Source organism: Streptomyces sp. SCPE 10 (assembly GCF_051980735.1).
GTDB lineage: Bacteria > Actinomycetota > Actinomycetes > Streptomycetales > Streptomycetaceae > Streptomyces > Streptomyces misionensis.
On sequence record NZ_CP197069.1, the window covers coordinates 4,163,078 to 4,174,677 of the forward strand.

General features: G+C 74.1%; 10 protein-coding genes. 7 read left to right on the forward strand and 3 right to left on the reverse strand.

Going from position 1 to position 11,600, the window contains the following annotated elements:
* Positions 1-289: 289 nt before the first annotated feature.
* Positions 290-2,347, forward strand: a complete 2,058-nt coding sequence (locus tag ACSP97_RS19365) for a phosphotransferase family protein (protein ID WP_440553525.1) — start codon at positions 290-292, stop codon at positions 2,345-2,347.
* 72 nt (positions 2,348-2,419) lie between these two features.
* Here the strand turns inward: ACSP97_RS19365 and ACSP97_RS19370 are convergent, their stop codons facing one another.
* The gene (locus ACSP97_RS19370; RefSeq protein ID WP_440553527.1) at positions 2,420-4,789 is read right to left on the reverse strand and encodes an ATP-binding cassette domain-containing protein; all 2,370 of its coding nucleotides are present in this window, start codon (positions 4,787-4,789) and stop codon (positions 2,420-2,422) included.
* A 234-nt stretch (positions 4,790-5,023) separates the two neighbouring features.
* Here ACSP97_RS19370 and ACSP97_RS19375 point away from each other — a divergent pair, with 234 nt between their 5' ends.
* Positions 5,024-6,301 carry an MFS transporter gene (locus tag ACSP97_RS19375; protein WP_364730861.1) on the forward strand — a complete coding sequence of 426 codons (1,278 nt, stop codon included), beginning with the start codon at positions 5,024-5,026 and terminating at the stop codon, positions 6,299-6,301.
* A gap of 21 nt (positions 6,302-6,322) precedes the next feature.
* Here ACSP97_RS19375 and ACSP97_RS19380 read toward each other — a convergent pair whose 3' ends face one another.
* Entirely contained in the window at positions 6,323-7,246 is a 924-nt protein-coding gene (locus tag ACSP97_RS19380; RefSeq protein ID WP_355327971.1) for a LysR family transcriptional regulator, read from the reverse strand.
* 177 nt (positions 7,247-7,423) lie between these two features.
* Here ACSP97_RS19380 and ACSP97_RS19385 point away from each other — a divergent pair, with 177 nt between their 5' ends.
* The 5 genes from ACSP97_RS19385 to ACSP97_RS19405 all read left to right on the forward strand — a co-directional run bounded on the left by ACSP97_RS19385 (position 7,424) and on the right by ACSP97_RS19405 (position 10,044).
* Positions 7,424-7,993: a DUF6817 domain-containing protein gene (locus ACSP97_RS19385; RefSeq protein ID WP_440553530.1), complete on the forward strand. Its 570-nt coding sequence runs from the start codon at positions 7,424-7,426 to the stop codon at positions 7,991-7,993.
* A gap of 3 nt (positions 7,994-7,996) precedes the next feature.
* Positions 7,997-8,368 carry a VOC family protein gene (locus ACSP97_RS19390; RefSeq protein WP_355149540.1) on the forward strand — a complete coding sequence of 124 codons (372 nt, stop codon included), beginning with the start codon at positions 7,997-7,999 and terminating at the stop codon, positions 8,366-8,368.
* Positions 8,369-8,468: 100 nt separating this feature from the next.
* The gene (locus tag ACSP97_RS19395) at positions 8,469-8,903 is read left to right on the forward strand and encodes a helix-turn-helix domain-containing protein (RefSeq protein WP_355149542.1); all 435 of its coding nucleotides are present in this window, start codon (positions 8,469-8,471) and stop codon (positions 8,901-8,903) included.
* A 76-nt stretch (positions 8,904-8,979) separates the two neighbouring features.
* Positions 8,980-9,588 carry a hypothetical protein gene (locus ACSP97_RS19400; protein ID WP_355327975.1) on the forward strand — a complete coding sequence of 203 codons (609 nt, stop codon included), beginning with the start codon at positions 8,980-8,982 and terminating at the stop codon, positions 9,586-9,588.
* Positions 9,589-9,699: 111 nt separating this feature from the next.
* Positions 9,700-10,044: a DUF2516 family protein gene (locus ACSP97_RS19405; RefSeq protein ID WP_177330071.1), complete on the forward strand. Its 345-nt coding sequence runs from the start codon at positions 9,700-9,702 to the stop codon at positions 10,042-10,044.
* A 15-nt stretch (positions 10,045-10,059) separates the two neighbouring features.
* On the opposite strand, the gene ACSP97_RS19410 is transcribed toward ACSP97_RS19405, so the two are convergent.
* Positions 10,060-11,355, reverse strand: a complete 1,296-nt coding sequence (locus tag ACSP97_RS19410; protein WP_355149546.1) for a fused response regulator/phosphatase — start codon at positions 11,353-11,355, stop codon at positions 10,060-10,062.
* Positions 11,356-11,600: the final 245 nt, after the last annotated feature.

The following is an 11,600-nucleotide window of genomic DNA, read 5'->3' on the forward strand; positions in this document are numbered from 1 at the left end:
CGGGCACGGAACCGGCGCCGAACCGGTTCCGGCCGCCGCCCCGGCACAACCGGGCGGCGGACCACCCGTTCGGCTACTCCACCGCGCCCGGAGACCGCACCGGCCACCACGGGGGAATAGCGTTTCCCCGGACCCGTCGTCCGACAGGTCCTCCCCCTTGTGCGATCGACCCTCGGAGCGGCCAGTGGGCGCACCGCCAGTTCCCCCTACCGCGGCGGCGGAGCGTGCCGGAAGCACGCGTACGGACGCCGCCTGCCGCGCGTTCGCGGCCCGTGCCGCGGCCGAGGGGGTGACACGCGAGGGCCCGCGCCACCGCGACCACGTGCTGCCGCTGACCGAACCGCTCGCCGGTCTGCTCGGCCGCGCCCCGGGCACGCTCGTCACCGTGCGGCTGCCCCGGCCGGACGCCGCCCCGGCCGTCCGCACCTGGAGCGGCGAGGCGGAGATCCTGCGCGCGGTCCACCGGGTGCTGCCGAGGGCCCCCGAATGCCTGGCCGCCGGGGACGGCTACCTCATCCACAGCCATGTGGACGGCCGGGTGCCGGAAGCCGGCGACGGCCCGCCGCCGGAGGCCGCGGCCGCGCTGCTCGCGGCCGTCACCCAGGTGCGCGGCCCCGCGCTGCCGCCCCTGCCCGCGCACTGGCCGCGCAACCACACCGACTCCCAGGGGTTCGTGCGCACCCTGGCCCGCCTCGCCGACCGGCAGGTCCGCCACCCCGACTGGCGCGCGTACGGCGGCCTGTTCACCGCCCTCGGCGTCCCCGAGGACGCGCTCACCCGGTTCGCCGACCGGGTGCCCGCGCTCACCCGCCGGCCCTACGGCCTCCTCCACGGCGACCCGGGCCCCGGCCGGCTCGTCCTCACGGCCGACGGCTTGCACTGCACGGGCTGGGAACTGGCGAGCTACGGCGACCCGTTGTACGACCTCGCCGTCCACCTGGTGCGCACGCGCCGCCGCGGCCCCGAGCGGGAGGCGACCGTGCGGGCCTGGGCCGAGGCGGTGCACCGGGTACGGCCCGCGGCCGTCGCCGGACTGGCCAAGGACCTGCCCCACCACCTCGCGCTCGTGCACGCCCAGGCCCTCTACGCCGACGTCGTCGGGGCCGTGCGCGCCCTGGAGCGCTCCTTCGGGCCGGCGGCCCTGGCCCGGGCCACCGCCACCGTGGGCGACGCGCTGCGCGCGGCCACCGAACCGCTGTGCCTCGGCCGGGTGCCGGGCGAGCGCGAGATCGAGCGCATCCTCTTCCGGCGCGGCGCCTCCCGGCCGGGCCGGCGCCCCCGCAGCATCGGCTGGGTGCCCGACCGGCGGGTCCCCGAGCACCCCGACTTCCCGCACCGTGCGGTCGCCGACGCCCTGTTCCTGGAGGGCGCCGCACCGGCCGAGCGGGTGTTCAAGGGCGCCGCCCACCTGACCACCGTGCTGCGGGTGCCGGGCACCGGCTTCCCGGTGGTCATGCGCCGCGAGGTCACCGTCGTGCCGCGCCGCGAACGCAGCTTCCTCAGCGAGCACGCCGTCCTCGCCGCCATCGAACGCTCCGGGGTGCCGGTCGCCGCGCCCCGGGTCCTCGCCCTGGGCACCAGTCACGCCACCGACCCGGCCCACCGCTACCGCGCCGACCGCTTCGCCGTCCACACCTACGAGGGCGCCCGCGACCTGGGCCGCCGTCCCGACCACCCGGTGCACGGACTGCGCCCGCACGAGGCGGACTGCCTGGTCGACCAGCTGGCCGCGCTGACCGGGGTCGACCACGCCGGACTCGATCCGCTCGGCGGCCGGCCCGGCTTCCACGGCTGGCTGAGCGAGCAGCTGGTCGCGCTGGTCGAGGGCCTGCCCCGCGAGTCCCGGCAGGCCGCCCGCTTCCTCGGACTGCCCGACGCCCCCCGGCTGCGCGAGATCCTCGCCCGGCACCGCGTCACCGACCGCGCCCCCGCCCTGCTGCACGGCGACCTGAACCCGTGGAACCTGGTGCGCCGCGACGACGGACCCGCCCTGACCCTCATCGACTGGGAGATGGCCCTGGTCGGGGACCCGCTGTACGAGCTGGTCCGGCACATGCACCTCACCCCGACCCGGCCGGAGATCCGGGACCGGATGTTCCGCCGCTGGGAGGAGCGGCTGCCGGAGCGGTTCACCCGGAACTGGCGCGAGGACTGGCGGGTCTACCGCTGGATCGAGCTGGTCCGCTCGGCCTACGTCGACCTCGACCGGCTGGTCACCGGGTCGAGCCTGGACGCGCCGAACGTGCGGCGGGCGGTGGCGTCGTACGGCATGACGCTGGCGGCGGCGACGGCCTCGCTGGGCCTGTCGGGACGCCCGGGCGCGCTGCCCCGGCTGGGACCCGCGTGACACGGGCGTGCCCGGTACGGCCTGAGGGAGGCCGCCTTCCGGCCGGTGGGGGAGTGGGTGGCGCGGGTGTGATCACGCCCCCACGTACGCCGCCAGGTGCTCCCCGGTGAGCGTCGAGCGGGCCGCGACCAGGTCGGCCGGGGTGCCCTCGAAGACGATCCGGCCGCCGTCGTGTCCCGCCCCCGGGCCGAGGTCGATGATCCAGTCCGCGTGGGCCATGACCGCCTGATGGTGCTCCACGACGATCACGGACTTGCCGGAGTCCACCAACCGGTCGAGCAGGCCGAGGAGTTGGTCGACGTCGGCGAGGTGCAGACCGGTGGTCGGCTCGTCCAGGACGTAGACACCGCCCTTGTCGGCCATGTGCGTGGCCAGCTTCAGCCGCTGCCGCTCACCGCCGGACAGCGTGGTGAGCGGCTGGCCGAGGGTGAGGTAGCCGAGACCCACGTCGGCCATCCGGCCGAGGATCCGGTGGGCCGCGGGCGTGTGCGCCTCGCCCGCGCCGAAGAATTCCGCCGCCTCGGTCACCGGCATCGCCAGCACCTCGCTGATGTCCCGCCCGCCGAGCCGGTACCGGAGCACGGACGCCTCGAACCGCCTGCCCTCGCACTCCTCGCACGTCGTCGTGACCCCGGCCATCATCGCGAGATCGGTGTACACGACGCCCGCGCCGTTGCAGTTGGGGCAGGCACCCTCCGAATTGGCGCTGAACAGCGCGGGCTTGACCCCGTTGGCCTTGGCGAAGGCCTTGCGGATCGGGTCGAGCAGCCCCGTGTACGTCGCCGGGTTGCTGCGTCGGGACCCCCGGATCGGCGTCTGGTCGACCGATACGACACCCGCGCCCGCCGGGATCGACCCGTGCACCAGCGAACTCTTGCCGGACCCGGCGACCCCGGTGATCACGGTCAGCACGCCGAGCGGAACGTCCACGTCGACCCCGCGCAGGTTGTGCGTGGTGGCACCCCGGATCTCCAGCGCGCCCGTGGGCTTGCGCGCCGTCTCCTTCAGCGTGGCCCGGTCGTCCAGATGACGTCCGGTGAGGGTGCCCGCGGCCCGCAGCCCCGCGAGGCTCCCCTCGTAGCAGACCGTGCCGCCCGCCGTGCCCGCGCCCGGCCCGAGGTCCACCACATGGTCGGCGATCGCGATCACCTCGGGCTTGTGCTCCACCACGAGCACCGTGTTGCCCTTGTCGCGCAGCCGCAGCAGCAGCGCGTTCATCCGCTGGACGTCGTGCGGGTGCAGACCGATGGAGGGCTCGTCGAAGACGTACGTCACATCGGTGAGCGAGGACCCGAGGTGCCGGATCATCTTCACGCGCTGCGCCTCGCCGCCCGACAGGGTGCCCGCGGGCCGGTCCAGCGAGAGGTAGCCGAGGCCGATCTCCGTGAACGAGTCGAGGGTCTGCCGCAGCGACTCCAGCAGCGGCGCCACCGACGGCTCGGTCAGCTTCCGCACCCAGTCCGCCAGGTCGCTGATCTGCATCGCGCACGCGTCGGCGATGCCGATCCCGTCGATCTTCGAGGAGCGGGCCGCCTCGGTCAGGCGGGTGCCCGCGCAGTCGGGGCAGGTGGTGAAGGTGACCGCGCGGTCCACGAACTCCCGGATGTGCGGCTGCATCCCCTCCCGGTCCTTGGCGAGCATCGACCGCTGGATGCGCGGGATCAGCCCCTCGTACGTCATGTTGATGCCCGCGATCTTCATCCGGGTCGGCTCGCGGTGCAGGAAGTCGGCCAGTTCCCGCTTCGTGTACGAGCGGATCGGCTTGTCCGGGTCGACCAGACCGGACTCGGCGTACAGGCGGTGGTTCCAGCCGCCCGCCTTGTAGCCGGGCACCATCAGCGCGCCCTCGCGCAGCGACTTCGAGTCGTCGTAGAGCTGGGTGAGGTCGAGGTCGGTGACGGTGCCCCGGCCCTCGCAGCGCGGGCACATGCCGCCGGTGATGCTGAAGCTGCGCCGCTCCTTGACCTGCTTGCCGCCGCGTTCCACGGTGACCGCGCCGGCCCCGCTGATCGAGGCCACGTTGAAGGAGAACGCCTTGGGCGAGCCGATGTGCGGTGTGCCGAGCCGGCTGTAGAGGATGCGCAGCATGGCGCCCGCGTCGGTGACGGTGCCGACGGTGGAGCGCGGGTCGGCGCCCATCCGCTGCTGGTCCACGATGATCGCGGTGGTCAGCCCCTCCAGGACGTCCACGTCGGGGCGGGCGAGGGTCGGCATGAAGCCCTGCACGAACGCGCTGTACGTCTCGTTGATCAGCCGCTGCGACTCCGCGGCGATCGTGTCGAACACCAGCGAGCTCTTGCCCGAGCCGGACACGCCCGTGAACACCGTCAGCCGGCGCTTGGGCAGCTCGACGGTGATGTCCTTCAGATTGTTCTCGCGTGCCCCGTGCACCCGGATCAGATCGTGGCGGTCGGCGGCGGGCTGTGCGGTGACCTCGTCCATGCGGGCCACCGTAACGGGGAGCGGCGCGGGCGTGCTTCTCCAATCCTGACCGATCCCCTAGGGTCTTTCGTTTGGATGTGGCCGGATCAGGGAGCGGGGTCTGGTGCCGTGCGTCGCAAGGCGGAGGAGGGCGACATGGCGGAGCCATGGCAACCGACGACAACGCCGCGAGGCGCGGTGCCAGGGCCCGCGAGCCCGGCAAGACCCAAACGAGAGGCCCTAGACTGCCCGGCCGTGACGGTGCCTTCGCGCGAGACCCCTCGGGACGAGACCCCCCGGGACGAGACCCTCCCGGGCGGGCCCGCGGCCGCCCCGCCCCTGTGGCGCGATCCCCGCTTCACCCTCCTGCTGTCCGCGCGGGTCGTCTCCGTGCTGGGCAACGGCTTCGCGCGGGTGGCCCTCGCCTTCGCCGTGCTGTCGCTGCCGGGTGCGAGCCCGGGCCGGCTGTCCCTGGTGGTGGCCTGCCAGGCGCTGCCGCAGCTGCTGTTCGTGCTGGTGGGTGGGGTGATCGCGGACCGGATGTCGCGTTCGGCGCTGATGGCCGCGGCGGACGTGCTCGGCGCCGGGGCGTACGGCGCGCTGGCCGCCATGGTGCTGACCGGGGTGGCGCCGCTGCCGGGGATGTGCGTCCTGGCCGTTCTGGCCGGTACGGCGACGGCCCTGTTCGCCCCCGCGTCCGAGGGCCTGGTCCCGCTGCTGGTCCCCAAAGAGCGTCTGCAACGCGCCAACGGTCTGCTCCGCATGGGCACCAACAGCTCCATGCTGCTGGGCCTCGCGCTGTCCGGGGTGACCGTGGCGGCGGTGGGCGCGGGCTGGGCGCTGGCACTGAACGCCGCGTCCTTCGGGATCAGCGCGGCGCTGACGGCACGGCTGCGGGTGCCGGCGCGGCCCCGGGGCGGCACTTCCGGCTGGACTGAACTGCGGGAGGGCTGGCGGGAGTTCTCGTCCCGGCAGTGGCTGTGGGTGGTGGTCGCCCAGTACGCCGTCGTGGTCGCCGCGCTGAACGCCAACGCGGGCGTCCTCGGCCCCCTGATGGCCGAAAGCCGGCTGGGCGGGGCGCGCGCCTGGTCGGTCGTCGTGGCGGCGCAGGCGGTCGGCACCATCGCGGGCGCCGGGCTGGCCGCCCGGGTGCGGGTCTCCCGCCCCCTCCTCGTGGCGGTCCTGTGCACCTTCCCCGCCGCCGTCCCGATCGCCCTGCTCGCGGCCGCGGCCCCGGTCTGGCTGATCGCCGTCGCGATGTTCGGCGCGGGCGTCGCGAGCGACGTCTTCGGCGTGCTGTGGACCACGACCATCCACCGCGAGGTCCCCGAGCACGCCCTCTCCCGGGTCAGCTCCTACGACTGGTTCGGCTCCCTCTCCTTCGCCCCCCTCGGCCTCCTGCTGGCCGGCCCGGCGGCGACGGCGGTGGGCCCGGCCCACGCGCTGGCGGTCTGCGCGGCGCTGATCACGGCGGCCACGGCGGCGGCACTCCTCGCGCCCGGCGTCAGAGGACTGCGCGCGCGGACCCCGTAACCGGCGACCGGCCCCCGCCCCTCACCGCGCCCCGGCACCCCGCGCGTTCCCGCCCCTCCCCGTGCAACAGGCGGCGACGGTGTCGGCGAAGGCGCGGGCGAGCGGGGCCAGCGCGTCCCAGCGGCGGACGGCCCAGCCCACGGGGAGCGGGGGCAGGCCGGGGATGGGGACGAGGCGCAGGGGACCGTCGTCGCCGGGGGAGGGCCGGCCGGGCAGGGCCGGCACCACGGCGTGTCCGAGGCCGAGTTCGGCCAGCAGCAGGGCGGTGTCCCAGTCGGCGACGCTGGTGTCGGAGCTGCCGCGGATGCCCAGTTCGGCGAAGGCGGCGTCGAGGCGGATGCCCGAGGTGGAGTTCTGCGGCAGCCGGATGAGGCTGATCCCCGCGAGGTCGGCGACGTCGATCCGGGACCGGGCCGCCAGCGGGTCGTCCGCGCGGACGGCGAGCACCCACGGGAGTTCGACGACGGTGCGCTGCTCGATGCCGCGCACCGGCCCGCCGATGGTGACCCAGGCGAGGTCCAGCTTGTCGGCGACGAGCGCGTCGAAGCAGCTCCGGCTGGAGGTCTCCGTCTGGAACTCCAGGCTCACCCTCGGGTGGCGCTGCCGGAAGGCGACGATCGCCTCGGACATGAAGTGCCGTACGGTCGTGCCGCCCGTGGTGACGCGCACCGTGCCGCTGTCGCCGTTGACCAGGTCCCCGAGGCGCCGCAGCGCCAGGTCCAGCCCCGCGATGCCGTCGGCCGCGGCGTCCCGCAGCACGCGCCCCGCCTCGGTCGGCACGACCCCGCGCGGCTGGCGCTCCAGCAGGCTCACCCCGGTCTCCCGCTCCAGCCGCTTCACATGCTGGCTCACGGCCGACTGCGTGCGGCCCAGCTCCCGGGCGACGGCGCTGAGGCTGCCGGCCCGGCACACGGCCACGAAGACACGGAGATCATCCAAGGTCATACCCAAGCTTTAGCTTGGATGGAGGGAGAAATCCATAGGATTGACTGGGATTGGCGGGCTCGGGATGATCGGCGCAGGGCCCAGGGCGGCAACCCGTCCGGTGCCCGCGCGGGGGTCCGGAACCCCGGGCGGGGGCACGGACGGGTGCCGACCCGAGTGACGGAAGGAACCCGCCTCGTGTCCGCTTCCCTTGCCGATTCCGCGCAGGCCACCGCGCTGCTGCGCCGGCTCGGCGCCACCCGCGTCGCCCACCCGGGCGGCACCCTCCTCGTGCACCTCCAGCGCGTCCGCGAACTGCTCGCCGGCTGGGGCGCCCGCCCGGCCCTCCAGCTCGCGGGCCTGTGCCACGCCTGCTACGGCACGGACGGCTTCCCGACCAGGCTGCTGCCCCCGGACCGCCGTACCGAACTCGCCGCGGTGATCGGCGCGGAGGCCGAGGCGATCGTCCACCTCTACGCCTCCTGCGACCGCGGGGCCACCTACCCGGCCCTCCCGGCCCCCGGCGCGCCCTTCCACGACCGCTTCACCGGCCGCACCCACGTCCCCGAGCCGCAACTGGCCCGGGACTTCGCCGAGTTGACGGCGGCCAACGAACTCGACATCGCCCGCGTCGACCCGGCCTTCCGCGCCGCCCAGGCCCCCGAACTCCTGCCGCTCTTCACCCGGCTGCGCCCCCTGCTGACCGACCGCGCCTGGGCGGCCTGCCAGGTGGTCCTGGCTCCGCGGGGCCAGGAGCGGGGCGACTGAGCCATGTCCCTACGGATGAAACTGGTCGCGATCACGCTCGACTGCCCCGACCCGCCGGCCCTGGCCGCCTTCTACCAGCAGGCCACCGGCTTCGCGCCGCATCCGAAGTCGGACGCGGACTTCGCGGGTCTCGACCGCGGGGACGGGCTCTTCCTCGGATTCCAGCGGGTCGACGACTACCGGCCCCCGTGCTGGCCCGGGCAGACGGTTCCCCAGCAACTGCACCTCTGCTTCGAGGTTGCGGACCTGGACGAGGCCGAGGCGCGGCTGCTGGAACTGGGCGCGGGCAAGCCCGATCACCAGCCTCACGACGCCGGAAGCGCCCGGGTCCTCACCGACCCGGCCGGCCACCCCTTCTGTATCTGCCGAGGCTGAGGGCCGGATTCCGTCCGGGCCTCCCCACCCCCTCCGGCCCCCGACACACTTTTGCAAGCGGGTGCTTGCAATTGTTAGCGGGGCGGGGCATGGTGGAGGCATGGCATCGCTGAACGTCGGCAATCTCGGTGAGTACCTGCGCGAGCAGCGGCGAAACGCGCAGCTGTCGTTGCGGCAGCTCGCCGATGCCGCCGGGGTGTCCAATCCGTACCTGAGCCAGATCGAGCGCGGGCTGCGCAAGCCGAGCGCGGAGGTGTTGCAGCAGGTCGCCAAGGCGCTGCGGATCTCCGCCGAGACGCTGTACGTGCGCGCCGGCATCCTCGACGCCGAGCGGGACCGGGATGAAGTGGAGACGCGTGCCGTCATCCTCGCCGATCCCTCGCTCAACGAGCGGCAGAAGCAGGTGCTGCTCCAGATCTACGAGTCCTTCCGGAAAGAGAACGGATTCGGGATCGGCGAGCCCGCCCAGGCGCCGGACGGTACGGAGGAGGAAACCGGCGACGACGATGCCGGTTCGCGGCGGACGGCCGGCTGACGCCGGACCAGGGCACCGGGCGCCCACCGCGAACCAGACAACCTCAGCCGAACGCGAATCCGGGAGGACCATCACCATGGCCATCACCGACGACCTGCGCAAGACCCTCAGCGACCCGACCCCGCTCTACTTCGCCGCCGGCACCGCCGACCTCGCCATCCAGCAGGCCAAGAAGGTGCCCGCCCTGGTCGAGCAGCTGCGCGCCGAGGCCCCCGCCCGGATCGACAAGGTGCGCAACACCGACCCCAAGTCCGTGCAGGAGAAGGCCGCCGCCCGGGCCAAGGAGGCGCAGGAGACCCTGCAGACCAAGGTCACCGAGCTGTTCGGCGGCCTCGACGTCGACCTGAAGAAGCTCGGCGAGCAGGCCCAGGACCTCGCCCTGCGCGGTGTGGGCGTCGCCGCCGAGTACGCCGTCAAGGCCCGGGAGACCTACGAGAAGGTCGCCGAGCACGGCGAGCAGGCCGTGAAGGGCTGGCGCGGCGAGGCCGCCGAGGAGATCGAGGAGCTGGCCATCGCGGTCGAGGGCAAGCCCGAGCCGGTCGAGGTCAAGGACGAGCCCGCCAAGCCCGCCCCGACCAGGATCGTCACGCCGGAGTCCGCCGCGGAGAAGAAGGCCGCCGCCAAGAAGGCCCCGGCCGCCCGCAAGACCACCCCCGTGAAGAAGACCACCCCGCCGGCCAAGTGACCGAGGGGTAGCGGACGCGGAACGGGCCGGGCACCTTTGGGGTGTCCGGCCCGTTCTATGGGTACGGTGGCGGCGTAGGGACCGAGAGGGAGATCACGGGCGGTGGGAAGCATGCTGATGTTGGGCTTCAGCGGATTCATGGGAATCCTGAAGATCGTCCTCATGGCCCTGGCCGCGTTCGCGCTCGTCGACGCCGCCGTGCGCCGCGAGGACGCCTTCCGCGCGGCCGACAAGCAGAACAAGGTCTTCTGGCTGATCATCCTGGGCATCGCCCTGGTCGTCAGCATCCTGTTCTCGATCCTGTCCATCCTGCCGATCGCCGGCGCGGTGGCGAGCATCGTGTACATCGTGGACGTCCGCCCCGCCCTGCGGCACGTCACCGGCGGCAACGGCTTCGGCCGCCGCCGCGGCAGCAGCAGCGACGGCCCGTACGGCCCCTACAACGGCGGCCGCTGACCCCTCCCGGCCGCTCTACTCCGTCCGGTCCAGCAGCACCACGGCCACGTCGTCCGTCAGCTCACCGCCGTTGAGGCGGCGCACCTCCTGCACGGCGGCCCGCAGCAGTTCCTCGCCGTGCAGCCCCTCGGAGAGCTGGCGGCTGACCATCTCCACCATCCCCTCCTGGCCGAGCCGTTCCCCGCCGGTCCCGATCCGGCCCTCGATCAGGCCGTCGGTGTACAGCATCAGACTCCACTCGGCGCCCAGCTCCACCTGCGTGCGCGACCAGTGGACGCCGGGCAGCAGGCCGAGGGCGGGGCCGTTGTCGTCGTAGGGCAGCAGCTTCGCGGGGCGGCCGGGGCGGGCCAGCAGGGGCGCCGGGTGGCCGGCCAGGCACAGGCCCGCGTGCCGGCCGTCGGGCGCGATGTCCACCGTGCACAGCGTCGCGAAGATCTCCTCGTCCGCGCGCTCGTGCTCCAGCACCTCCTGGAGCGTGCCCAGCAGCTCGTCCCCGCACAGCCCGGCCAGGGTCAGCGCGCGCCACGCGATGCGCAGCTCCACGCCGAGCGCGGCCTCGTCCGGGCCGTGCCCGCAGACGTCGCCGATCATGGCGTGCACCGTGCCGTCGGGGGTGCGGACGGCGTCGTAGAAGTCGCCGCCGAGCAGCGCCCGGGAGCGGCCCGGACGGTAGCGGGCCGCGAACCGCAGCGAGGAGCCGTCGAGGAGCGGCGTGGGCAGCAGCCCTCGCTCCAGGCGCCGGTTCTCCTGCGCCCGCAGCCTGCTCTCGGTGAGCCGCCGCTCGGCGGTGTCGGACCGCTTGCGCTCCACCGCGTACCGGATGGCGCGGCTGAGCAGCCGGCCGTCCAGTTCGTCCCGGAAGAGGTAGTCCTGCGCGCCGACGCGCACCGCCTCGGCGCCGCGCTCGGCGTCGCCGGAGCCGGTCAGGGCGAGCACGGCGTGCCGGGGCGCGAGCTGGAGGACGTGCCGGAGCACGGCCAGCTCGTCGTCGGTCTCCTTGCCGCCCGGCGCGGGCAGCGCCAGGTCCAGCAGGATGCAGTGGACGTCGTCGGTGAGCAGCCGCTCGGCCTCGGTGAGGTTGCGGGCGGTGCGCACACGGATCGGCTTGCCGGAGGAGTCCAGCAGTTCGGGCACGATCGGCGAGCCGACCGGGTCGTCCTCGATCAGCAGCAGGGTGAGAGTGGTGCCGCCGGCGGGCGCGGCGTCGCGGTGGGCCTCTTCCTTGAGGGGGGCGCCGACGGCGCCGGCGGCCGGCGCCTGACCACTCTCCACGGCCGGGATCGCTCTCTGCCGCGGTACGGGTACGGGCATCGTCCTGGGTTCCTTCCCTCCCCCCGAGGGCACGGCGGTGTCGAGGGGTCTCGACCCACCGACGGGTGACCATAGCGGGTGGGGCCACCCCGATGGAATGGTGTGAGCCGCGTCGCTCCGGTTCGGGCCGTTGTCATATGCCGCCATCTCTACCGCAGTTGGACAGCCGGCGGCGCCCGGCGGGATGACGAAGCTCACGTCCTGCCCCGGTTTGCACGGGGGTTGGCGGTGCGGTGGGTCACACG

Bases quoted from the DNA above. Each gene is read 5' to 3' on its own strand.
- ACSP97_RS19410 (WP_355149546.1), bottom strand. From the start codon at position 11,355: ATGCCCGTACCCGTACCGCGGCAGAGAGCGATCCCGGCCGTGGAGAGT.
- ACSP97_RS19390 (WP_355149540.1), top strand. From the start codon at position 7,997: ATGTCCCTACGGATGAAACTGGTCGCGATCACGCTCGACTGCCCCGAC.
- ACSP97_RS19380 (WP_355327971.1), bottom strand. From the start codon at position 7,246: ATGACCTTGGATGATCTCCGTGTCTTCGTGGCCGTGTGCCGGGCCGGC.
- ACSP97_RS19405 (WP_177330071.1), top strand. From the start codon at position 9,700: ATGCTGATGTTGGGCTTCAGCGGATTCATGGGAATCCTGAAGATCGTC.
- ACSP97_RS19370 (WP_440553527.1), bottom strand. From the start codon at position 4,789: ATGGACGAGGTCACCGCACAGCCCGCCGCCGACCGCCACGATCTGATC.
- ACSP97_RS19395 (WP_355149542.1), top strand. From the start codon at position 8,469: ATGGCATCGCTGAACGTCGGCAATCTCGGTGAGTACCTGCGCGAGCAG.
- ACSP97_RS19400 (WP_355327975.1), top strand. From the start codon at position 8,980: ATGGCCATCACCGACGACCTGCGCAAGACCCTCAGCGACCCGACCCCG.